Source organism: Virgibacillus sediminis, assembly GCF_042643265.1.
In the GTDB taxonomy this organism is placed as follows: domain Bacteria; phylum Bacillota; class Bacilli; order Bacillales; family Amphibacillaceae; genus Virgibacillus_O; species Virgibacillus_O sediminis.
Map to the genome: position 1 here is coordinate 116152 of NZ_JBHRRZ010000038.1, position 24441 is coordinate 140592.

General features: G+C 46.5%; 21 protein-coding genes. 3 read left to right on the forward strand and 18 right to left on the reverse strand.

The window, feature by feature from the left end; all coding sequences use genetic code 11:
- From ACFODW_RS15450 to ACFODW_RS15520, 15 genes are all read right to left on the reverse strand, one after another.
- Window positions 1–1851: a XylR N-terminal domain-containing protein gene (locus tag ACFODW_RS15450; RefSeq protein ID WP_390307690.1), complete on the reverse strand. Its 1851-nt coding sequence runs from the start codon at window positions 1849–1851 to the stop codon at window positions 1–3.
- A gap of 169 nt (window positions 1852–2020) precedes the next feature.
- The gene (locus tag ACFODW_RS15455; RefSeq protein ID WP_390307691.1) at window positions 2021–2974 is read right to left on the reverse strand and encodes a VOC family protein; all 954 of its coding nucleotides are present in this window, start codon (window positions 2972–2974) and stop codon (window positions 2021–2023) included.
- A gap of 100 nt (window positions 2975–3074) precedes the next feature.
- The gene (locus ACFODW_RS15460) at window positions 3075–4265 is read right to left on the reverse strand and encodes an acyl-CoA dehydrogenase family protein (RefSeq protein ID WP_390307692.1); all 1191 of its coding nucleotides are present in this window, start codon (window positions 4263–4265) and stop codon (window positions 3075–3077) included.
- Window positions 4266–4286: 21 nt separating this feature from the next.
- Entirely contained in the window at window positions 4287–4925 is a 639-nt protein-coding gene (locus ACFODW_RS15465) for a GntR family transcriptional regulator (RefSeq protein WP_390307693.1), read from the reverse strand.
- A 71-nt stretch (window positions 4926–4996) separates the two neighbouring features.
- Window positions 4997–5860: an alpha/beta fold hydrolase gene (locus tag ACFODW_RS15470; RefSeq protein WP_390307694.1), complete on the reverse strand. Its 864-nt coding sequence runs from the start codon at window positions 5858–5860 to the stop codon at window positions 4997–4999.
- Window positions 5861–6414: 554 nt separating this feature from the next.
- The gene (locus tag ACFODW_RS15475) at window positions 6415–7278 is read right to left on the reverse strand and encodes a fumarylacetoacetate hydrolase family protein (protein WP_390307695.1); all 864 of its coding nucleotides are present in this window, start codon (window positions 7276–7278) and stop codon (window positions 6415–6417) included.
- Between the two features lie 245 nt (window positions 7279–7523).
- Window positions 7524–8435 (reverse strand): methylisocitrate lyase, encoded by a 912-nt coding sequence (gene prpB / locus ACFODW_RS15480; RefSeq protein ID WP_390307696.1) that lies wholly within the window; start codon window positions 8433–8435, stop codon window positions 7524–7526.
- Between the two features lie 316 nt (window positions 8436–8751).
- Window positions 8752–9435 (reverse strand): GntR family transcriptional regulator, encoded by a 684-nt coding sequence (locus tag ACFODW_RS15485; protein WP_390307697.1) that lies wholly within the window; start codon window positions 9433–9435, stop codon window positions 8752–8754.
- 91 nt (window positions 9436–9526) lie between these two features.
- Window positions 9527–10270 (reverse strand): sulfite exporter TauE/SafE family protein, encoded by a 744-nt coding sequence (locus ACFODW_RS15490; protein ID WP_390307698.1) that lies wholly within the window; start codon window positions 10268–10270, stop codon window positions 9527–9529.
- 169 nt (window positions 10271–10439) lie between these two features.
- Window positions 10440–12065: a M20/M25/M40 family metallo-hydrolase gene (locus ACFODW_RS15495; RefSeq protein ID WP_390307699.1), complete on the reverse strand. Its 1626-nt coding sequence runs from the start codon at window positions 12063–12065 to the stop codon at window positions 10440–10442.
- Between the two features lie 14 nt (window positions 12066–12079).
- Window positions 12080–13258: an aminotransferase class I/II-fold pyridoxal phosphate-dependent enzyme gene (locus tag ACFODW_RS15500; RefSeq protein ID WP_390307700.1), complete on the reverse strand. Its 1179-nt coding sequence runs from the start codon at window positions 13256–13258 to the stop codon at window positions 12080–12082.
- A 27-nt stretch (window positions 13259–13285) separates the two neighbouring features.
- Entirely contained in the window at window positions 13286–14569 is a 1284-nt protein-coding gene (locus ACFODW_RS15505) for a TRAP transporter large permease (protein ID WP_390307701.1), read from the reverse strand.
- A complete protein-coding gene (locus ACFODW_RS15510; protein WP_390307702.1) occupies window positions 14566–15060 on the reverse strand; it encodes a TRAP transporter small permease in 495 nt (164 codons plus the stop codon). Before ACFODW_RS15510 ends, ACFODW_RS15505 begins: the two co-directional genes overlap by 4 nt.
- Window positions 15061–15122: 62 nt before the next feature.
- Entirely contained in the window at window positions 15123–16157 is a 1035-nt protein-coding gene (locus ACFODW_RS15515) for a TRAP transporter substrate-binding protein (RefSeq protein WP_390307703.1), read from the reverse strand.
- Between the two features lie 68 nt (window positions 16158–16225).
- Window positions 16226–16897 carry a GntR family transcriptional regulator gene (locus tag ACFODW_RS15520; RefSeq protein ID WP_390307704.1) on the reverse strand — a complete coding sequence of 224 codons (672 nt, stop codon included), beginning with the start codon at window positions 16895–16897 and terminating at the stop codon, window positions 16226–16228.
- Window positions 16898–17018: 121 nt separating this feature from the next.
- On the opposite strand from ACFODW_RS15520, the gene ACFODW_RS15525 reads away from it, so the two are divergent.
- Window positions 17019–18371, forward strand: a complete 1353-nt coding sequence (locus ACFODW_RS15525; protein ID WP_390307705.1) for an FAD-binding oxidoreductase — start codon at window positions 17019–17021, stop codon at window positions 18369–18371.
- A 285-nt stretch (window positions 18372–18656) separates the two neighbouring features.
- On the opposite strand, the gene ACFODW_RS15530 is transcribed toward ACFODW_RS15525, so the two are convergent.
- A complete protein-coding gene (locus ACFODW_RS15530) occupies window positions 18657–19511 on the reverse strand; it encodes an HAD family hydrolase (RefSeq protein WP_390307706.1) in 855 nt (284 codons plus the stop codon).
- Window positions 19512–19635: 124 nt separating this feature from the next.
- On the opposite strand from ACFODW_RS15530, the gene ACFODW_RS15535 reads away from it, so the two are divergent.
- Window positions 19636–21018: a hypothetical protein gene (locus ACFODW_RS15535; protein WP_390307707.1), complete on the forward strand. Its 1383-nt coding sequence runs from the start codon at window positions 19636–19638 to the stop codon at window positions 21016–21018.
- A 473-nt stretch (window positions 21019–21491) separates the two neighbouring features.
- Here the strand turns inward: ACFODW_RS15535 and ACFODW_RS15540 are convergent, their stop codons facing one another.
- Together ACFODW_RS15540 and ACFODW_RS15545 are read right to left on the reverse strand one after the other, a co-directional pair.
- Window positions 21492–22655 (reverse strand): toxic anion resistance protein, encoded by a 1164-nt coding sequence (locus ACFODW_RS15540; protein ID WP_390307708.1) that lies wholly within the window; start codon window positions 22653–22655, stop codon window positions 21492–21494.
- Window positions 22652–23296 carry a 5-bromo-4-chloroindolyl phosphate hydrolysis family protein gene (locus tag ACFODW_RS15545; RefSeq protein WP_390307709.1) on the reverse strand — a complete coding sequence of 215 codons (645 nt, stop codon included), beginning with the start codon at window positions 23294–23296 and terminating at the stop codon, window positions 22652–22654. Before ACFODW_RS15545 ends, ACFODW_RS15540 begins: the two co-directional genes overlap by 4 nt.
- A gap of 261 nt (window positions 23297–23557) precedes the next feature.
- Between ACFODW_RS15545 and coaW the strand changes: the two genes are divergently transcribed.
- Window positions 23558–24364 (forward strand): type II pantothenate kinase, encoded by an 807-nt coding sequence (coaW, locus tag ACFODW_RS15550; RefSeq protein WP_390307710.1) that lies wholly within the window; start codon window positions 23558–23560, stop codon window positions 24362–24364.
- Window positions 24365–24441: the final 77 nt, after the last annotated feature.

Genomic DNA, 24441 nt, shown 5'->3' on the forward strand with positions numbered 1-24441 from the left:
TTACAGCTCGATTTCGTCCAAAGCGATCAGAGAATCCAGGATTAAAAGCAGTTGGTAGCTTTGTGCTGGATTACGAAGATCCTTGCCTATCAGCTTTTCTATCTTGTTCTTTCTATACGTCAATCCGCTCATCGACAGGGCAAGGTCGTCCATGGTTTGCTGGAGGTTTCCTCCATTGGAGAGGAATACATACAATGTCCTGGTCAATTCATTATTCTTCTCTTTGTCCGCTTCAAACAACGGCCCCAGTTCCTTATCTGCCAGTTCTTTAATAATGCTGGTATTCTTGGAGTTGATGAGTACGCCAAGAATGCCCAGGTCTTCATAATCGGCAATTTTCGTTTTCTCGGATCTCCTCAACGCAATGAGCGCTTTTTCTCGGCTTTCCTCTATTTTCTCAATATCTGTCGCCCTATCACTGACAGCAATCCTGCAAGAAAAAGCAGGAAGAGCATGCTCCATATGCTGATGCAGTTTTTCCAAGAGCTTCCATACATCCTCTTTTTTGCTCGATTCAGCCGGAATGTACATAGTGATGCTGTTTTCGTAAAACCCGGTCAATGCTTTATAGCCCTGTATGTCCAGGTATTTCGAGATTGTCTCTACTACTCGTTCGTGAAGACCCTTCTTATTAACCTCCACAACAGCAATATAGTACGGTTGGTCAAAATCAAAATTCATATACCGGCCGCGGCTGAGGATCTCTTCCCTGCTTGAATAATCTCCCATTAGCATTTGTTCCAGCAAATTCCCTTTCATCTTTTCCAAGGCTTCAAAGCTGGTTTTTTCATTCAAAAGGATCAAGGAGGCAGCATTAGCCATTCTTTCAATAAAGGGCACGTCCTGTTGTGGATCACGGCTCTTTCCGGCCGGGTACACAAATGTACAATAACCCACCACTTTTTTTTGGAGAAAAATAGGATTGACCAGGCGTACATGGTCCGGCATTTTCAGTTGGACAGCCTTCCTGAAACGAGGCAGCTCCTGTCCTCTTTTCCTGTTTTCCAGTTCCTCCTGCAGTTCTTCATGGAAGCTCGCAAACTCTTCTTCGCGGAGGCCGGAATAAGAGATATTCTCAAAGCCAAGGTCCTCTATAGTAACGGGGACATGGAGAGAATCATGGACACTGTTGGCTATCTCTTTCAGATTGCTCCCATTGGAAACACTCTCTGTCAGCCGCTTATGGAAATCTGCAATCATGTCAATATAATTACGTTCCTTCAGCAGCTGTTCATACGTATACTCCAGCTCTTCTACAATCGGCTTCTCCTCATAGTACTTCTGCTCCTGCTGTGTCTCTGCATCCCAATCTTCAAGGAGCTTCGTTTCATATATGCATTCCTTGTCTCCCCTTCCAACACAGCTCGTTTCCACCACTAGGATCTTCTCCTTGGTGACGGTGGACATATAACCATTAGCATATCCGGTCAATGTATGGCAGACAGGAGACTTGGAGATTCCATGATGCTTTATATGCTCTTTTGCTTCAAAGGAATCGATCCACTTGCCAATTCCTTGAAAGGATTTGATATCTTCATTCTCCTCCCTCTCAATCATCCGTTCCGACTGGATATCACCGACATGCCCGGTATTTAAATGGAGAAGGGAGGCCTGCCTCAAGAGAAAATCGAGGGAATCATCCAACTTCATTGCTTCTTCTGCATCCCGTGCTCCTAGCCTCCAGCCATAGCGGAGCAGAAAGCCTTTCACCCGGTCCACTCCCAAGTTGTCGATTAATTCCCGCCGCAGCAGACCAAAAGCCTCTGTGGTGGATAAGATATCCTTGGTATCCTCTTCCCGTTGGACATTGTTTTCTTCTATAGAAACCGAATCCATCCTTTTTGAAACCATTCTATCATCCTCCAAGCCTGTTAAAAATATTATCTGATCGAGTCGACTGAAGAGTAAAAACAGGGTTGTGTTTCGGGGGCGTTGTGCAGAAGAAGCAGAAATGGAATAGCAGGAGCCTGCCACCAATTCAGCGGTCCGCCTCCTGCTATGCCTATTTCATTTCAAATGGCTATGCCTTGATTGTCGGGTTATTCTCCAATTTATTATCCATCTGGACACCCCAGACGGTAAACCCTACATCCATTTCATCGATGGTCCATTCAATTGGCTCCCAGTCTGGTTCAAAAATCAGATAGCCTCCCGTGAATAGCTCCACGCGCAAGCCGCTGCCCGGGTCCATCACGTAGATATACATGGCCTGAGAGATCCCGTGTTTGCCTGGACCGGCAAACTTAATGCCATTCTCAGATAGGATATCCGCAGCCCTGAGTAGATCCCGACTGTCGTCCAGCCAATAGGACATATGATGGATCTGGTTTGGAGTCGGTGACTGTGGATCATGACTCACCGCAATATCATGCACAAGGTTGGTGACACTCATCCATGCTCCTACCAGCGATTCATCCGGCGCCTTTACATACTCGCGCATTTTGAAACCGAGTTTATTGGCCAGAAAGTCGGTGATTACTCTTGCATCTGCAGACGTAAGGATATTTACATGATCGATTCTTCTCGGTGAAACGCCCTTGCGCCAGGACTGGTATGTCTGGTTTTTCAGGATAGATTTCCGAGGTTCATCTGCCGGTGTCTTTTCCATCTCAAAGTAGATTTCAAACGTATGCTCACTTGGCAGTTGAAAACGGATAGCCATTCCCTGGCCTGCCTCTTCCCCTGGCTCCACCCACTCTACAGCCGTTCCGGTTTCACCAAGCAGTTCAGCAAACAATGCCACATCTTCCGGCCGCTTAGCTTTCCAGCCGATATGGTCCACACGCGGCTCGTTTCCTTTTTTCAGAGAAAGTGTGTGATGTTCGAAATCTCCCCATGCACGCAGATAGACGACGCCATCCTTTGTCTCCGTTTCTTCCAGTCCAATGACCTCTTTGAAGAACCAAAGGGACTTTTCCATGTCCGTAGTCTCCAAGGCAACATGACCAAGCTTTGCAATTTCAGGTATATTCATCCTAATTCCTCCTATAAAGCGCTTTCAAAAACGCTGATTTAATTTATATCTTGATAAACATAAGGGACACTAGATAAATTTTTCTTTGGCTTGTCATATCTTAGAGGAAATACGTGTTTGGTTCCTGGTCACATAAAACCCTGCCATAGGTTTCAATGAGGCTCGAAGGTGTGATAAAGCCATGGAGGTGTAGAGCCATATAATCTCTGTAGACACGTTGCAGCGGATTTTTGTTATAGGCGAAAACCGATCCTGCCCCGGCTACCAGTTCATCGATTGCCTCTTTGCAGAGCTTATTCACATAACCGAAATCTGCTTTTACCTTGACGACATCCTTCTGTCCCATTTCTTTGCCGCTTTCTGCAAAGGAATCCAACATGTCTGCCGCCCGGTGCAAATGAAGTTCGGCAGAGTCTATTTTCAACTGGGCAGTAGCAATCTGGAAGTGGGTAACCGCGGCCTCTGACTGTTTATCATAGAATGTATTGCCGATCCCGGCTTTTCTTACTCTTTCCATATGGATGTCCATCGCTGCTTTGGCCATGCCCAGTGCCGGCACCACAATGGAGAGTGTCAGTGCTGGGACGAATGGCGTACGATAGACAGGGACATCTTTTAATTCGGGTGCTGTATAATGCCCTTTACTTGCCAGACGGTCAAGGGAAACGCGATGTTCAGGTACGAATACATTTTCCAGACGGACACTATTGCTGCCGGATCCCTTCAGGCCCATCACATTCCAATCATCCAAAATGGTCGCATCCTTGCTTGGTACGATGATGATGGCCATTTCCTTTCCACCATTACCATCATCAACTGGTACACCGAAATACAGCCAGTCGGCATGGAGGCAGCCGGAGACGAATGGCCACTGTGCTTCCTTGATGAAATAGCCGCCATCCACCTGTTCAATTTCAATTTTGATCGGTTTGAAGTTCCCGGCAAGTATGGGGTTGTCTTTGGTGAAAATTTCATCCAGTGCTTGTTTGCCAAAAGCATACGATGCCATGAAACTTCTGATATTAGTAAGCGAAACAAACCATGCAGTTGATCCGCAGCCCCGGCCGATTTCAGTTGTCACATCAACAAATGTCCGCATATTTTCCTGGTAGCCACCATAGATTTTCGGCTGGAACAGCTTGATGATTCCTTCATTGGTTAGTTCTTCCAATGTGGCTTCCGGCATTTTTCCTATTGTTTCGGTTTCCTCCGCCCTCTCTCTCAAGTTTGGTATAAGCGAGCTTGCCCGACTGACGAGTTCCTCTCTTGTTACTAATGTCTCCTGGCTCAAATATAAAACCTCCCATATTATTTAGGTAGAATAAATATTTTCCAACGACCCTTTCACAAATTCTGCCACCCTGCCCATATGCTTCTCCATCATTTTTGTTGCCATATCTACGTCCCTGTCTTTCAATGTCTGTAGGATCATCCAATGCTCGGTCTGTGATCTCCGCCGTACTTCTTCCAGAAATAACTCGGTTGGAGTTGTTACGTAATTCAGGTAATCCCATAGTTGCTTCGTCATTTGGATCATGTACTCAAGGCCGGATGAATAGATGATGGCGGAATGGAAATCGACATTCAATTGGGCGTATTGATCACTGGTCAGCTCGGGGTTGTCCATTACCTCCAGGAGCTCTTCCAGTTCCCGAATCTTTTCCTCACTGATTTTAGAAGCACCGATCCCTGTCATATAAGCATCCAGTCTGACACAGACAAGCAGCCGTTCATAAACTTCCTGTGCATCCGGCCGTTTCACAAATACGCCAACCTGCGGGATGATATTCAAGAACCCCTCATATTCCAACTGGCGAAGCGCTTTATTTACTGGTGTCCGGCTGAGGCTCAACTCATCCATTATTTGGTTGACATTGATGGCACTATCCGTTTTCCATTCCCCATTCAAAATCTGCTGTTTAATGTACTTATAAGCAATATCTTTCTTCATTGCTGCACCTTCTCTCCATTTGTGTTCATCCTATTATTCTATCAAATGGAGGGGAACCAAGGGAGCAATGTCTACAGCTCCCCGGTAAAGAAGTCCTTGGCAAGCTTGATGAACCGGTCTTTCTGTTCCACTTGAGCCCAATGGCCGCAACGCTTGAACACATGCAGCTGGGAATTCTCCAAGTAGTCCAGCATATATAGGCTGCTTTCTAATGGAACGAACCGGTCTTCCTTGCCATGGATCATCAAAAATTCATGATCCATCTTTTTAAAGGCTGAAGGCGGTACGGCCAAGTCAGCGAGTGTCGCACCGGTGAAAGTAGCTTCATAGGAGCGCCGTACTTCCGGCTGCATAAACAGTTCCAGCCGTTCCTCCACTATTCCCTTCAAATCGCCCTCCAAGGCACTTTCATCATATAGGAACCAGCTCAGCAGGTTCTCAAATGCCTTTGGATTCGGATCCTTGTGGAAATTCTGCAGTTTCATCAATTCAGGAGTCGGCTCGAAATATCCGCCGCCTGCTCCCATAAGGATGACCTTGCCAAATCTCTCTGGAGCATGCATGAGCAGATGCAGGGAAATGACTCCTCCAAGGGAATTGCCGACTAAATTGGCCTTCTCAATCTCCATCTCATCCATTAAATTGATTATTTGGTCGACACGCTCGCGCAGCCATACAACTCCATTGGTCGGTGGATTTTCTGGATGTTCTGTACGGCCAAACCCGAACATATCCGGTGCTACTACATGGAAGTTAGCTGTAAACTCCGGCAGGACTTTCTGCCAGTTGCTTTTACCGCTCACTCCCGGTCCACTGCCATGCAAGAATAAAAGTGTCTCGGTCTCAGCCCCCCTCTTTCCTCCTTCCATGACAAAGGTTTTATACTCACCTGTCTGGATCATCCTTGTCTCGATACTTTCTGTCTTAACTGCCATATATACCTTCCTCTCCTAGATAGAATCCATTATTGCTTTTTTGCCTTTCTGCTAGTTGTATTTTTCGCACTGGGTTTTTCGACTCACTAACACCCCCTGCTTAAATTTTAGTTTCCATTACTAAAATTTCAGTTAACGGAAAAACAAGGAATTAAGCCATAGTTTTACGTTTGTAAACGTTTTCTAATTACTAACTGTAATTTTAGTTAGTATTTTGGGAATTGTCAATAACTTTATCGCAATTATATATTTTAATTTAAAAAAGCTGTGTACCGATTGGTAACTTTCTCGTAGGAGATACAGGAATTGCGCGGAGATGGCGGTGGACATTGCAATCTTCGGCTAGTAATAGAATAAGGATTAATCATTATTTCCAACTCAAAGAGTAGTAGTAAAAAATACTAGGGGGGATACCCGCTGGGAGAATATGCTTCGTATTTCCGCAGCGGCAATATCCACTAAACAAGGCTTCTAGCAGGCAACATTTCGTCCCAGCTTCAAATAAAAATAGCTGCTGGGAATGCTCCCAACAGCTATTTTCCATTGCTATTCTGTTATGATTGCAAGACATTTTTCAATTGCCCCAGCCCTTCTATCTCCACCACAACCTCATCGCCGGCACGCAGCCAATTTCTCCTCTCCTCTTCATACCCAAGGATTACCCCCTCAGGCGTCCCTGTTAAAATAACATCACCTGGTTCAAGGGTCATATGACGAGAAATGAAGCTGACAATTTCCTCACAGTTGAAGATCATATCACTTGTATTGGACTGCTGGCGGACTTCGCCATTCACTTTACAGCTTATATCCAATGCATTCGCATCCTGTATCTCATCATGCGTGACAAGATACGGGCCCAAAGGGCAGAAGCCATCCAGATTCTTGCCGAGCAGCCATTGATTGGTGAGAAACTGCAAATCTCTTGCGGATAAATCATTCGCCGCACTATAACCAAAAATATAGTCCTTTGCTTCTTCTGTGGCCACATTCTTTGCTTTCTTACCGATCACTAATGCCAGTTCGGCTTCATAATCAATTTCCCTGGCATGGGCCGGAATAGTGATGGCCTCTCCCGTCCCGGCCAAGGTATTATGATATTTATTGAACAGCACTGGCAATTTCGGTGCAGCCATGCCGGACTCCTCTGCATGCTTTTGATAATTCAGCCCGACACAGATTATTTTTCCAGGCTTGTCTACACAAGGACCCATCGTTATTGAAGACTCGTCCAGATAGGCAGGGCTACTGTTCTCTTTTTCCTCAATAAATCCTGTTAATTCCATCCAATTCGCTTCATTGGAATGCAGTTGGACCAACTCATTGATATTAGAAACGACCCCTGAAATATCCAATAAGCCATTGACGGTTTTTACCCCTGGTTTAAGGGTGCTGCCCTCATAATATGTAAAGAACTTCAAATCTATCACCTTCTCTTTCGTCAAAATACCGAACCTATGGAGAATAGCCTGCCATTGCCACACCCTCCATAGGTCTGGCTCTTTTAAATCTGGTTTTAGTGATAAATCTTTAGGGGCTTTTCCCCTTACCGAGCAAATTATCTTCGTACTCTCCTATGATCGCATGCGAGCATCTTCATCAGGTGTGTTAATGGCGATATTTAATTATACCACCAATTCGAATTATTTACCGAATAATCTGTTTACTATTTTTCTATTTGCGGTAAGACGGTCTTTGAAATTCGTTCATCTAAATTTTCGTATTCATAGTAGTGGATCGTTTCATAAAGTTCCTCGCGTGTCTGCATGTCATCCAACATCTCCTTCTGGCTGCCAGTGGTAAAGATTTCTTTAAACACTTTTTCATATGCTTTGGCGGCAACTCTTAGCGATGTAACTGGATAGATCACCATCTGATAGCCGAATCTCTCAAACTCCTCTGCCGTATAATAAGGGGTACGGCCGAATTCCGTCATATTGGCGAGCAGCGGAACATCCACCAGCCGGCTCATTTCCTCGAAATCTTCTTGCTTTGAAAAGGCCTCGGTAAAGATAGCGTCTGCGCCAGCTTCCACGTATGTGTGAATTCGTTTGATTGTCTCCTCTTTTCCCTCAACAGACAATGCATCCGTCCTAGCCACTATTACCATTGTAGGGGCGATTTCCTTGATGATTTTAATCTTCTGAGCCATTTCTTCCGGGCTGATCAATTTTTTGCCGTTAAGATGGCCGCATTTCTTCGGAAGATCCTGGTCTTCGATCTGCACAGCTGCAACTCGGGCTTCCATCATTTCCTTGACGGTTCTTGCTACATTCAACACCCCGCCATAACCTGTATCTATATCCACAAGCAGCGGCAGATTTGCTGCCCGTACAATCTCACGGGCTCTGTCAGCAACCTCATCGGAATAAATGATTCCCAAGTCCGGCATGCCACGGCTCGCTGTATAGGCTGCACCGGAGAGATATAGGGCTTCGAACCCTACCTTTCTTGCCACTAGGGCGGCCATGCCATCATGTGCTCCAGGGATTTTCATGATGGAGGGAGCTTTCATCAGTCTAATAAACTGCTTTGCCAATTCTTCTTGACTCGATTCGTTTGTTACCATCCACGACATCTTTTTTTCCTCCTTTAACAGGCCTTCTATTTCCGACCAGCTCATTAAGTATAATTGTATACATATTATGTATATCATAATGCAAACGTTTTAACGTTGTCAATAGAATATTCTGTATTCTATCGACATTTCAATTGAGATTGGGACAAAAGTGTTTTATCCAATAATAAATCCGAACTTAACTATAAAGTTTTGATTAGGGGATATAAACCGCTCTGGAAATTTAGATTATTGTTCGCCTTTAGAGTTCAACGATTAGATATGTCTCAACCTCTTTCAACTAAAAAAATCAGCCTACCCTAAAGTAAGCTGATTGCTAGTGATTTTCTTGATCTGAAATATGCTCCTCGATGGAGTGGATGGCCGCCTTCAGACTTTTATCTATATGCTCTTTCATCAGCTCCTCCGCCCTGTCCGCATTGCGAGAAGCAACAGCTTCATACATCTCCCTATGCTCCTTAGCGGCCTCCCTGCTACGGTTCCGGTCATTGGCTGGTCCAAGCCTGCGGTATCTAGAGATATGGTCGTTGATCTGATTCAGCATTTTGACGGCTGTTCTATTTTTGCTTATTTCATATAGATGATTATGGAATTGGCTTCCAAATGACACGACATCTTTCCATCGGTCGGCCTCCGAGGCTTCGGTGATCAACTGTGTATACCGTTCTAATGCCTCTAAATCTTCCTGTCCCGCTTTTAAAGTTGACTCCCTAATGATCAGACCTTCCAGGAGGCTTCTGACGGTAAATAGCTCCTTTACTTCTACTATAGAAACGGGAGCCACCTTCAACCTCCCATTGGGAAGCCTGATAATCAATTCCTCAATTTCAAGCCTTTGCAAAGCTTCCCTGATCGGCGTCCTGCTTATGTCCAGTTCAGAAGCAAGGCTCCCCTCGTTAATTGCCTGTTCAGGCTCAAGGGTACCTTCAATGATTTGTTTCTTTATCTCAGAATATACAAAGTCCTTCGTAGAAAGTCTTCTATTCATGAATGGAGCCATATCTATAAATCTCCTTTTTCAATTGGTTCAACATGACATTATAATTTGGGAACATGGTCATTATGTATCAGACCTGACAACCTGCCCTATTCTAGAACAGCAGATTTATTCCTCCTAAAGCAGCCAGCCCCAAGACCAGCCGGGCGAATACTTGCTGCGGAATCAGCGGAAGAATTCTCACACCGATAAGGGCGCCAATAATAATGGCAGGAACCATCCATAGGTTGAACGCAAGGGAGGAGCCATTAATCAGTCCAAGCTGGAGATAAAAAGGTACTTTGATAAGGTTCACCATCAGAAAGAACCAGGCAGCCGTCCCGACAAACTCCTTCTTCGGAAGGCCTTTGACCAGCAGATAGACGGACATCACTCCGCCAGCAGCATTCCCTACCATGGTAGTAAACCCGCCAAGTATACCCATCACGGACGTAAACCATAAGGAGGTCGGCAGCATCTCATTGAATCGCTGCCCCAACTTTTCACGCCACAGATGAAGGGCGATCATTGCTAGAACAATGACACCAATCAATGGTTTAAGCTGTTCACTATTAATGTGCATAAGGACAAAATAGCCGGCCAATATTCCGGCAAGAACCCAGGGAATGAGCGACACCAGATACTTCCAAACCACATTTCGGCGATAGTAAGCTACTGCAAATAGATCACCGGCCATCAGCATCGGCAGTAGAATTCCGACAGATTCCTTGGCCGGAAAAATAAACATCAGAATAGTTACCACCAATATGACCATATTCGGCAGCCCTGATTTGGAAAATCCGATAAAGACCGCACAAAGGATAACAATCAGCCATTCCCATATAGAAAGTTCAAACATACGCATCCCCCTGTGTCTTCTCTCCTACCTATCATACCATATGAATCAACTGATTTTTGAGAATAATGGTTAAGGCCCACTCTTTAAGTTCCCAATGACCTGTTCTGCAGCTGCTTAAACGATAAAAAAATCGGTTATTTCCTGGGAAATAGCCGATTTTTGTCTTCTATTATTTTTTCACTGCTATACTTCCTGTCATAATCTGTCGTACTGCCGCTTCCAGCAGATGAGGCAGATGGACGAAGGCACTTTCCATATGCAGCCGTTCTGTTCGCTTATGGGCGTCCTTGCCATATGGGCCAATGTTGATTACGGGCCCCTGCAGTTTCAGCATTTCCTCAAATGGAATCGTATAGGCATCGCCCCACACAGGTGCATTCTTCTCGAAGCTTTTCCAATCACCATTCTCATCCTGGTAATTCACATAGCTTAGATCGGAAATACCGTTGAAATAATGAACCTGATGTACATCCAGCTCCAAGTTTTCCCTGGCAGTTTCCTTCAGCAATTCCACCATTTGTTTCACTGTCGGATGATTAGAGGAGTTCACTGGCGGATAATATGGAGTTGCATATAGAAGTACGATAGCCGGACCTAGTTCCTGACAATGGAGCATAAGCTTATCGACAATACGGATCGATGTCTCACGGTCATCCCAAGCCGGGTTTCCGAGGGCTTCCTTCCTGAACTCGGCAACCTGCTGTCTGCCCAGCTTCTTTTCTGCATATTCAATCAGCTCTTCATAGCCAAGCACTTGCACTTCACCGACTGGGTCAACATTCTCGCGTTTGCAGATGGCCTGGTACTTGCGGTTGCACTCTGCAGCGGCTTCCTTTGCTTCACGGCGGAAAAGATCCATCACCTCTTGAGCACTTCTTTTCATCAAAAATACATTGTAGAGAATCTGGGCCCTATATGGAGTCTGCGTGGAATACTCCATGGTCATCAGATCTTTCTGTCTCAGAGAAATCGGCAGTGGAGTCTCTTCCCCGAGATCTGCTTCACGGAAATTTGGATTCCACTCCATCTGCTGGGTTAAAAATGTCGCCATATAGTTTGCTGTAAGACCGCTAAGTGGATTTCCCACATGTGTTTCTTGCCCGTACAACAAAGCTGCAGGCATGATTTTCCCGATGGAACCGGTATATAGGTAGTAGTTGTCGTCACCAGGTGCTTGGAAGGTCGGCTCACTGTTGAGGAATAGTCGATATCTAAGACCGTATTGCTCCTTCAGCATGACCAATTGGGGGACGACTGCTCTCATTCCGACAGAATCCACTTCTTCATCCGGCACTGTCACCAGCAGAAGATTGATTGGCCAGTCCTCAACGCTTGCCTTTTCTAACAGGGACATATGCAGAGCAAGCCCAGTTTTCATGTCCATCGTACCCCGGCCGAACAAGTAGTCTCCAGACTCCAGGTCGCGGAGCGCTTCCTCCGGCAGTTCATTGCGGTGGTCCATCAAAGCCTTGGTAAGGGCAGCCGGTTTACATGCAAGTTCTTCCAGATGGCCGTATTCTTCCGTATTTACCGTATCGAAGTGGCTGATCATCACAATCGTATCAACCGCTTTGTCATGCTTATATAATGCTGTTACGGCATGCCGCCCATCTCCTGTAGCATGAAGCTGCAGTTGTTCCGGATGCTGCTTGAAGTAACGGAGGCGGCACAGCTTTGCCTCCAATTTATCAGGAAATGTCCGTTCCCCCTCCGTGAGGCTCCGGCTCTGCCAGCTGACCAGCTCACACAACAGATCTTTCAATGCTTCCGGTGTATTCCACATCAATCTATCCATAAAATACCTCCTCTTTAGCTATTGCTGATCGGTGTTCCATTCAAAGATTCGATAAATTTCTCCAGTCTGTTCATACCTTTCTCCAGAACGGGCATGGAATAAGCATAGGAAATACGGATGAAGCCTTCCCCATATTCTGTAAAGGCACTTCCTGGAACTGCTGCTACTCCGGCTTCCTTCAACAGTCTGGTACAGAAGTCAAATGATGGAATACCAAACTTGCGGATCGAAGGGAATATATAAAATGCTCCATTCGGCTTAACAGCATCCAGCCCCATTTCTGACAGACGGCTATACACAAAATCCCGGCGCTTGATATATTCCTGGTTCATTTCAGCAGGCACGTCCCGGCAATTGTCCAAGGCTTCAATCCCGGCATATTGGCTGGGAAGAGAGGCACAAATGGCGTTATATAAATGAACCTTGAGGACATGCTCCATCCATTGGGACGGGCCTAGGATGAACCCAATTCTCCACCCGGTCATTGAGTGGGATTTTGAAAGTCCATGAATAAGAAAGAAGCGGTCCCGGAGCTCTTGATAATTTGCGAAGGACAGATGCCTTCCGGAAAATGTATTCTCACTGTAGATCTCATCACTTACGATAAATATTTCATGCCTAGCAAGCACTTCCACCAACCGATCCATCACCTCCGCCGGGATGGTCACCCCTGTCGGATTGGATGGATAATTGAGCAGGACAGCTTTTGTTTGCGGTGTAATCATTTCTTCCAGCCGCTCCGGGGAAGGAAGAAAATCTGTGTCGGAAGTGTCCAAGTATACAGCCTTCGCCCCGCAAAGTTCTATATTGGACTCATAAGCCGTATATATGGGGGCGGTGAGAATGACTTCATCCCCCTCTGATAAAATCGTGCGAAAGACAGAATCCAGCCCTTCACTGGCTCCATTGGTAATGATGATCTCCGTATCCGGGTCATAATAGAAGCCATAGGTGTCTTGAAAAAAGCGGGAGGCGGACTGCCGTAGTTCCAATAGACCGGCATTATGGGAGTAACCTGTCTGATCGGCTTCAATCGCTCTTACCCCAGCTTGCTTAACGGAAACAGGTGTCGGGAAATCCGGCTGCCCGATCGTCAGGTTTACCGCATCCGGATAATCCACCAACTGATTGGAAAACTGCCTGATCCCGGGGACAACCAGTTTTGTTGCATATTGATTTATCGAAATTGCCATATGTTTCCACTTCCTTTGATCAAAAGATTATTCCGATTGTTCCGGAAGCCATAAGGAGAGCTCTGGGATGTATGAAATCACCAAGAGGCAAATGATCATCGAGATGATGAATGGAATGACTGCCGTTACAATTTTTTCAAACTTCACTTTGCCCACCGTGGAAGCCACGAACAGATTGACACCAAGCGGTGGGGTTACGAATCCTATAGCAAGGTTGGCCACAAGGATAACACCAAAATGGACGGGGTCTACTCCGAGTGCAGTTACGACAGGGAGCAATACCGGTGTCAGAATGACCACGGCGGAGATGGTGTCAATGAACATACCGGTAATCAAAAGTAAGACATTGATCACAAGCAGAATCAAAATAGGGCTGGTGGACAGATCCGTCAGAAAAGCTGATATCTGAGAAGGTATTTGCTCCAATGTCATGAAATAGGCGAAGGATACCGACAACCCGATAATAATCATGGTAGTGGCATTGATGACGATCGTTTCCCGAAACGCCTCATAGATGTTCTGCCAGTTCAGTTCTTTATAGACAAATGTCCCGATAATCAGGGCATAGACAACGGAGACTACCGCTGCTTCCGTCGGGGAGAAAACCCCGCCATAAATGCCCCCGAGAATAATCACCGGAATCAGCAGTGCCCACTTTGCATCATTCAACGCTTTGAATACGTCCTTGAAGGTAGCACCTTCCCCTTCCTGTGGCTTATAGTCGTTTCTTTTGGCAATTATGTATGCGGTAAGCATCAAACCTGAAGTAATGATGATACCCGGAAAAATACCTGCCAGGAACATATCCCCGACAGAAACACTGGCAGTGACCCCATAGATGACAAAAGGAATACTCGGCGGGATAATGACACCGATCGAACCTGCTGCTGCCGGTACTGCTGCAGCAAATCCACTGCCATAATTCCTGGCAATCATTGCCGGAATCATAAAACCGCCGATTGCGGCTACTGTTGCCGGGCCGGAACCGGATATAGCCGCAAAGAACATACAGGCAACAATGGTCACCATCGATAAACCGCCGGTCATCCAGCCAACCATGGCAGTGGCGAGGTCCAATAGCCGCTTGGATACGCCTCCTTTCCCCATAAGTACCCCGGCAAGCATGAAGAAGGGAATGGCCAATAATGGAAAGGAATCAAGTGAGGTGAACGCCTTTTGAACAATAATATCCAAGGGCAGTGTGGATCCGAAGTAGATGGCCACTAACGCGGAAACGCCTAAGGAAAACGCGATGGGCACTCCGATCAGCAGACAGATGAATAATGTCCCGAACAACAGTCCTACACTCATATCATAATCTCCTCACTTTCTTCTTTGCCGTATTTTCCCTTCCAGACATCTCTCAGCTGCTGTAGGAGCCGGATCGTCATACCAATAGAACCAAGCGGTACCGCAAGCATTGGAATCCACATAGGTATTTGCATGGCCGGGGATACCTGTCCGAATTGAATGGTCTGAAGCACTAACTGGGTGCCGAAGACTGCAAGGAAAAGAACCAATCCAAACCAGATGATAACGCTAACCGACTCCATCAACTTCCTTGGAAGACCGGATAATCGAATAATGAATGCGTCCACCCGGATATGCTCCCGCAGTTTAACTGCATAGCTTGCTCCGACCCATACTTGTACAATATGAAGATAACGTGCTGCTTCTTCTGTCCAGCTCGGAGCAGATTGGAATATATAACGGCCGATCACCTGCCCGAATATGAGGGCAACCATCAGTGCAAGTGTAAAAATCAGAAATGCTTCCTCAAACTTAGCGAATTTCTTCGCCATTCTATTCACACCCTTTAATAGAACGGGAAAACCAAGCCAACGGCCTGGTTTTCCCCCTTTTTTTATTCGTTTGCAGACTGTGCCTGTTCAATTAGATCCTGTCCAATTTCTTCTTCATATTTATCATAGACAGGCTGGACGGCATCAATGAATTCTTGACGTTGTTCGTCTGTAAGTTCGTTAACTTTCATGCCGTTCTCTTTCAGATCTTCAAGGAACTCAGTGTCCTGCTGCTGGGCAAGCTGGCGCTGGTTCTCTCTGAATTCTTCAGACGCTTCCATCACTAGTTCTTGGAGATCCTTGGGAAGCCCCTGATAGAAATCATTATTCATCAGTAGAATCGTAGCCTGGTAGACATGGCTCGTGAGTGTCAGATAATCCTGAACTTCATAGAATTTATTGGTGTAATACAGAGAAATCGGCGCCTCCATTGCATCATAAGTTCCTTGCTGCAAAGCGGTGTATAATTCACCGAATGCAAACGGGGAAGCGTTCATTCCCAGCTGTTTGAAAGTATCGGTGTGCAACGAGCTTTCCAATGTCCGCATCTTCAGTCCCTGGATATCTTCAAGAGACTCGACCGGGCCTTCGTTATTGGAAAGGTGGCGGAAGCCGTTTTCCCCGAACACTAATCCTTTCATGCCGTCCTCCTCCAGACTGTCAAGCAGTCCCTGGCCAAGCTCTCCATCGAGCGCTGCATAGGCGGCATCGTAATCATCAAACAAAAATGGCAGGTCGAAAACCGAAAAGCCGCTATTGAAAGAAGCCAGTGGTGCAATGGCTGGAATGGTCATCTCTACATTTCCTAGCTGTACTGCCTCAATTGCTTCCCTATCGGACGGGAATAGCTGGCCATTTGGGTAAATTTCCACGTTTAAACGTCCATCAGACTCTTCTTCCAATTTTTCCTTGAAATCCTCTGCGGCAATATGGGATGACTGCTCCTCAGATACTAGGTGGGCAATCCTTATGGTATATTGCTCAGAATTTCCTTCACTTCCCTCTTCCCCATTGGCGGAGTTACTGCCGCCGGAGGGGCGTCCGCATGCTGAAAGTAATAATATTCCTGCTAATAGCACTAATAATAATTTCTTCATCGTATTCCTCCTGTATTCTTTATGGTAAAACATGGCATGTGCGGCTCAACTTTTTCATCTACAGTATTTTAAGTCTTTGGTGCGCCAACGCTTGTACTAGATAAAATACGAGTCTCGATGTTTTTCATATGGGTAGTCATTTGTGCGGCCGCGAGGGAAATATCCTGCTTTTCCAATGCTTTGATGATGCCTTCATGCTCTTCACAGGCTTGTACGGCACTAACGTGGAGTGTATTTGACAATATCAAGAACGCCCTGTAGGATCCGGTGTTCATTTGATAGATCATTTCCTTCAGCTTGATATTCGGATTTGGAGCAGCCAACATCAGATGAAATTCCCTGTCCAATTCGATGAATGAATGATAGTCCCTCTGCTCGACTGCTTTCCATTGAGCAGCCATATTTGCCTTCACCTCATCCATTCTTTCCTTGCTGAACCTCGCCGCAGTTTTCTTGATATTATGTATTTCCAGCAGTTGGCGGATTTCCATCGATTGCAGGGAATCCTCCATGGTAAAGGAGGCTACTTTCGCTGATCTTCCTTTTCGCAAATGGACCAGTCCATCCATCTCCAACCTTCGCAGGGCATCCCTCAACGGAGTTCTGCTGATCCCCAGCTCACTGGCAAGCTTTTCTTCCGGCAGGTCCTGCTCCGGCTGCAGCTTCCCTGAGATAACTTCACTTTTCAGCAGGTGATAAGCCTGGTCACTAAGGGATTCTGCTTGTTTAATTTTCCCCATAATCGCTCTCCTCGTAATTTTCTGTATACTGTATACAACTACTTTAAACCATGATAAAGTATTTGTAAATAAAATATTTACATTCTATTAAAATTCCACTTTCAAACAAAAGGGGGTCATTATGATTGAAGAGCTTATGAAGCAATTAGGTTCTGAGAAAGTGAGTATGAATGAAACAGAGTTGACGCGCCACAGCCAGGATGAGTCCTGCCATCCGGGAGTGGAACCAGCGGTCATCTGCTTCCCTGAAAGCCGGAGTGACATAGAGATTATTCTTCAAATTGCCCAGGAGCAACATGTCCCTGTCACTGCATATGGAGCAGGGACTGGTCTGGAGGGCGGAAGCATCCCTGTTCATGGAGGCATCATCCTGAATACCGAACGGATGAAGCGGATCATTGATTTTTCCCCTGAGGATTTTACTGTGACCGTCGAGCCGGGAGTGACACGCAAGGAGCTGAATGAATCCATCAATAAACATGGATTGATGTTTCCGAACGATCCGGGAGCAGATGCATCCATCGGCGGGATGGTCTCCACGAACGCCAGCGGCACTACTGCGGTAAGATATGGCTCGATGCGTGAGCAGATCCTCGATTTGGAGGTCGTTTTGGCGGATGGAAGGGTAATACATACAGGAAGCCGGGCAAAGAAATCCTCATCCGGCTATAATCTAAGCGGATTGATCGCCGGTTCGGAAGGCACCTTAGGGATCGTTTCTTCCATTACACTCAAGCTCCATGGCATTCCCGAACATACCATTGCCGCCAGATGCACCTTCCCTACTGCAAAAGCCTGTGCGGAAGCGGCAAGACTGGTACTCCTCCATGACATACCGGTAATGCGGCTGGAATTGGTGGATGCTGTCAGTGTGGGAGAAGTCAACCGTTTTGGCGGCTACCAGTTCCCGGAAAAACATTCGCTGTTCTTCGAGTTTGCCGGCTCCAAAAAAACAGTGGAGGATGAGGCAGGACTTGTAGAAGAATTGATGAGGGATGCCCAATGCGAGGACTGGGAAGTCGCAGCGGATTCGTTGGAGCGGGCGCGCATCTGGAAAGCCAGGCATGAGCTCTCGTATGCCTATCGTCATACCAGTGGCAAGGAGGTACTGGGCGGAGACGTTTGTGTGCCGGTTTCCCGGCTGCCTGAGCTTGTCGATTATTCCAGAGAACTGGCGGAAGATGCTCATATGAAGGCAGGGGTATTCGGCCATGTTGGCGACGGAAATTTCCATACATTGATTGTTTATGACCCTAAAAAGCCGGAAGAGCAGAAAAAAGCAGAACAAATATTGGAAAGGCTGGCCATCAAAGCGATCGATTCCGGCGGCACCTGTACAGGTGAGCATGGCGTCGGGATCGGCAAGAAGAAATTTCAAAAGAGGGAACATGGAGAAGCGCTGGAAATCATGAAGGAAATAAAGCAGTTGTTTGACCCGGATGGAATATTGAACCCAGGAAAGATTTTTGAATGAGGCTGCCCAGCAGACAAAGTTTGCCTGAACAGATGGGGGCTGGAACATCCAGTGGCGATGCAGCTGACACGCCCATTTTCGGGTAGTGGGTTTTTAAGCCCATACCCGGCTTTCAGGCGGCATCCAGTACAGCGCTGGGTTTGTTCCAATTATACGGTGGTGATGAAGATTTCGCTGGTTTCTTGGACATGTCCATACCTGTTGACAAGTCAGTCACGGCTTCGTGCTTTATGGAGTCTCCTAACTGTGCGCCAACAGGTATGGATGATGTTCCTCTGCCAATCATTACGCGAGGATCCATCTGCGGATTCCATATGCCACTCCATCTTGATTGTGATGCCTCGTGATGTGGTCTGCCGCTTTTTTCACCTGAGGTTCTGCATTTTCCATGGCAATCGAAGTGCCGGCAACCTCGAACATGGACAAATCATTCAGATTATCTCCTATTGCTACCGTATCATCGCTGTCCACTTCAAAATAATTGGCGATGAATTTTAGGGCGTTGCCTTTACTGGAGCGGGGATTGCCTATTTCCAGCTTTTGCTGGCCAGAGGTGGTAACAGAGATATCCACCCTGCCGGATAATTCCTTTTTCAGCTTGGACAGTTTCTCTCGATCAAACGAAAGGACAAAAATCTTATAGACTTGCAAATCAGTATAATCGATTCTCCGATAATCTCTGACATAGTGAAGGCCTCGCTGTTCGTGCTGCGTGTTAATGATGGATGCCGCTTCTTCCGGTGCCGGCTCTCCCTTCGCTTCGAATACCTCACGGGCCTCCCGTTCGAGAAACTCCCTTCCCCCTTCTTCTATGTAAACACCTTCATTGGTATACACCTCATAATAGAGGTGATGCTTTTTAGCCAAATCCATCATTTCCTCGGAGATATGGACCGGCAGATAGAGGTTTTGGATAATTTCACTAGAGTGGAAGGCAACCGCTCCATTCCCAGTGATGATCGGGCAATCCAAGCCTGCCTCCTTCAAAAGTTCTTGCGTATCATGCAATGAACGGCCGGAAGAAATAACAACTATCCTCCCCCGATTCTGAGCCTCCCGGATTACCCGCCGATTTTCCAGACTGATGCTCCCTTCTTCAGACAACAAAGTTCCGTCCAAGTCAATCGCAATCAACTGCATATTTTTTCCACCTTCCTTTCCCCTTCTTCTGCCAATTATATCGTAAATGAGAGATTTCTCTATTTCTTTAGAGTGATATTTGCTAGGTACCTGTGATAGGATGGGAAAAAAGGGGGAATGAATAATGACAGCCCACTCTATGGAAGTACAGATCAACAAGAAGAAGTTCCCATTGACCGCGAAGCGAATAACGGTTTATAAGCAAAGTAAAGTAATAGAAGCAGTCGACCAGTCAGGAAGATATTACTATTTACTTTTTTATAAAGATCAGTTCCTAAACGGTACATCCACCGATCACATGAAACTCGGCACCCACATCCATCGCGCATGGAAGCACGGCATCCATTTCGATGGCACCCACCCATTAGCTGGCGAGCTGCTCCGCCAACGTGACAGCTATTCCTTTACATCCTTTCACTTATTTTTTAAAAGACTCAAAGAAACCTATTCCCATACCCAAACCGCACTGATTGCCACTTTTTTCGATACCTTTGCATCCTCCGGAGAAATCAATCGCATACTCAAAGAGATCTATTATCATTACCAGCGCAACGGCCAGGTCTTCAAGGCATACCAAATTCTTCTGCTGGGGACAGAATGTGAGCCATCTGTTCAATTTTTTACAGATATGATCAACAAACTGGAGTTCAAGCCCTATAAAGAAATGTATCAGCACTTGGATAAGGCAGCAGAAAAAGCTCCAATCCAGCTGGAATCCATCTGCTTCAGCAACCTGCTTGATCCATCAAAGGCAACAAAGCTCCTCTCCTTCTATCAGCAGCAAGGCCGGTGGATGGATGAACTCACGCTGAGAATCCATCTGCTCGGGAACCGTTTTACGTCTGATAACTTCTCCGCCATCCAAGGGCTGGCTAAAAATTTCACAGAACAAGAACAGCTGGATATTCTGCTTGACCTCTACAATTCCTGCCGCCATCCTCAAGTGGCAGAGCATTTGGCCGAGTCCCTATTCGCTTTGGGTGACGCTGACTCGATTGTGGAGTACGTAATGGCCAGCGACCTTCCCCTTCAAGAAAGACATCTACCCAATGTGCTAGAAGCATTTGAACAGGCTGATGACCTATTGCTGGCCTCTCTAATGAACCGCCCCATCGATCGTCTTTTGGAGATTAGCAAACACGAACCGCATCTCTTGGAACAATTGGCTGCCCCGTTTGTCAGAGCTGCCTTAAAAGAATACTCGCCTGATGACATTCTTGATTGGCTCGCACCACTATCCCAGGCTGGACATCATCTGCCGATTGAACAGAAACTCCATAGAATGAAGTCATTGGCAGAAGACCCCGACAGGCAGTATGACCTCGGAGAACTGTATTTTCATTTTCGTCAGCTGGACCAGGCCATTGACTGTTTTACCTGGGAGATGGAATTGCATCCGGAAAACCCCAAGCCAGTCAATTACTTAGTGAAAATATGTACGGAAAAAGGAGAGAAAGAGGAAGCAGCTGCCTATAAACAGCTGTTGATACACATGCAAAAAAGATAGAACGGAAGACAGGAGGAGAGGAAATTATCCCCCTAAATGATGAACAACACACACTAAACCAGTGGAGGAAATATGCGCAGACTCCTGCGGGAGAAAAGGCCTAGGCGAGACCCGCAGTGCGACAGCGTGAGGAGGTTCACCAGCCGCCCGCGGAAAGCGAAGCATATTTCCGCAGCGGCAGCGGCCCACTAACCAAGATTTCGAGTTAGTTTATCTTTCCCCTCTCTTCCCAGTTTAATAGAGGAGAGGCAATATTAAACTATCCCCGAAATGATGAACAGCACACTCAACCAGCGTAGGAAATATGCGCAGACTCCTGCGGGAGGAAAGGCCTAGGCGAGACAGCGCAGTGCGAAGCACAAGGTGGCTCTCCAGCCGCCCGCGGAAAGCGAAGCATATTTCCGTAGCGGCAATCTCCACTAAACTGGATCTTTAGTTATTTGAGAATTTTCTTTTGTCCTAGCCCTCTAATCCTATTTCAATTCCAACAGTTTATTTTTCAACTCATTCTCCATGCCCAATAGCTCCTTCTCCGCTTCACTACGTTTCTTACGCCCCTCTGATTGAATTTGAAGCGTTTCTTCAATCGTACTCATCAGATTCTCCTGCGTCTGTTTCAATGTCTCAATATCAACCAGCCCACGCTCATTTTCTCTGGCCGTCTCAATTGAATTGCTTTTCAGCATCTCAGAGTTCTTGACCAGCAGCTCATTCGTAGTCTTGGAAACCTGCTTCTGGGCCTCGACAGCGTTTCGCTGGCGCAGAAGCGTAAGGGCAATAGCAATCTGATTCTTCCATAATGGAATTGCTGTAAGGATGGAGGATTGGATTTTCTCCACTAATGCCTGGTTGGTGTTCTGGATTAGCCTGATCTGCGGAGCGCTCTGCGTCGTGATCTGCCGGCTGAGCTTCAGGTCATGCATTCGCTTATCCAAACGCTCGGCAAATTGCATCATATCATTAGCGGCCTGGACATCCATTTGACTGCCTGTCTGATCTGCTTTCTGCTTCAATTCCGGAATCAGTTTGGTCTCCAGCTCCTCAAGCTTCAGTTCGCCGGCAGCAATATAGATATTCAGAGCATCGAAATAATCCTTATTCTTTTCGAAAACCTGCTGGAGCATCTCATTATCCTTGGTCAATGTACTTTTATGATGATCAAGCTTGACACTGATCCGGTCAATCTGGGCTCCTGTCTTCTGGTATTTAGAAAGGATTTCATTGACAGATCCGGTAATTTTCCCAAACATCTTTGCCCAGACCCCGCGTTTTTCTGGCTGTAATTCATCCGGATTCACTTGTTCCAGCCGTTTCATCAGATCTTCCAGTATCCGGCCGACTTCCCCCGAATCATTTTGCTGGACATGCTCCAGCATGGCGTGGGAGAAATCCAGCAATTTGGACTGTGCTTCTGTTCCGTATTGGGTGATGGACTGATAATTGTTCGGATCAATCTGCTGTGCCAGCTGACGGGCCTTTTCCCTGCTTTCATCTGGCAGCCTATCTATCAGCTTGGCAGGCTTGTCCTCCTGCAGCTCATTAGAGCGAACTTCTTCCGCTTGCTTCTCATCCCCAAACGGATTGGCGAGCAGATCATCTAATTGCCGGGACTGTTTATTTTTTTCCGGTTCGTTCATTTAAGCACCCTCCTGTCGGTTTGCTTTACATGTCGATACGACTGTTTGGCGACATCCAATTCGAAATTCAACGTGTCCATATCCTCATTCAGCATGACATAAAGATCCTTTTTCACCGTCTCCCCCATTTCTCTGACAGTCCGGCGGGTTTCTTTCAAAGATTGAACCATTTCTTTTGTCTTTGCCGGCTGGGAGGATAGATAGGCATATTTCTCTGTTAAGGCAACCAGCGAATCCAAATGCTTATAAAAGAAGGATTCCGCCTGGTAGAACCGTTTCGGCTCTTTTTTCGTATTGGAATAGATTTTGCGGACAGTGAGGAGGATCTCCAAATTTTCCTTGGCCTGTCCAAAACTGCGAACACTTTTCAATGAACGCTGAAGCCTTGCTATCTTCGGTTTTGCCTCTTTCAGGTTTTCCCTGATATATTTATATTCCCTGCGGCTCAACCCCTGACTCTTCAATTCCCGGTGGTCGGAAATCTGCTTGGCGGAAACATAGGCTGTTCCCCCGCCCAACAGGCCATATACACCCGATAGCAGCATCGCCGCATCAAATCCAAAAAAGCTGATCAGCGCAGTGATTACGGCTGCTGAAGTGGCAAAAGTTGAACGGAGAATAAACTGGAAAAATGCCTTCATTTTTCTTCACTCCTATGATTTATATAAAAACGTAACTGTCTCCATTAGAATCTCACCTTCTCCTTCTCATACGATACAAATAGGCAGAAGGTTTCACTTCCATTATAAAACAAACTCCGAAAAACCCCAATCAAATCTTCGCTATGAAGCTTATATCCATTTTTTCCGTAAACAGCCCTAGAAAAACATACAATTATGTGACAGATTCCTTTACACTATATAGTAAGAAAAAGTAATCACTTTTCTAGTGGAGGCGGAATGATGGAAACCAGAATTGGTATCGATGCAGGAGGCACACTGACAAAGTTGGCTTATGAAGAAAAGGGGCGGATACATACGAAGGCCTACCCGAATGGACAGCTGGATGCCATGTTGCAGTGGCTGCAGTTCACCTATCCGGAAGCCCGCTTGACAGTGACCGGTGGAAAAAGTGGACTCATCCAACAGAAATCCCGTGTTCCTGTAGAAAATGTCGATGAATTCACAGCTCTGACGGAAGGGACCCGCTTTTTGCTGGAAGAAGAAAAACGGGATGAAGTGAAGAGCTTCATCTTGGTCAGTGTCGGCACAGGGACTTCGATTTTCCGGGTGACACCAGACAGCTATGAGCGACTATTCGGCACGGGGATCGGCGGCGGTACATGGTATGGACTCGGCATTCGCCTGACAGGTGAAAAGAGTTTTCCGGAACTGGTTAAGCTTGCTGAACAAGGCGACCGTAGCAAGAATGATTTACTGGTCAAAGATATTTATGCCGGTGGGGAAGCTCCGCCAATTTCCGGGGAACTGACCGCCGCCAATTACGGAAAAGCGCATGTCATGGACCATGCCACATCAGCAGATCATATGGCCAGTCTGACCCAGCTTGTCGGGGAGACCATTATTATGCTGGCAGGCCAGGCAGCGTCCATGCAGCAGGTCGGGCAGATTGTCTTCACCGGCAGTACTCTGAATGGCAACCTGCCACTAAGGAATGTGCTGGCAGGCTTTCAGGAAATGCTGCCATATGAGCCGATATTCCTCCAACGGGGCGGCCATGCCGGCGCGATCGGATGTTTGCTGATGTAATAGGCTTGGCAGTGGACTGGCAGCCAAGTACATGCTGCCACTGTGGAGGATGTGGCTGGGTGCAGTGCCCTGAGGAT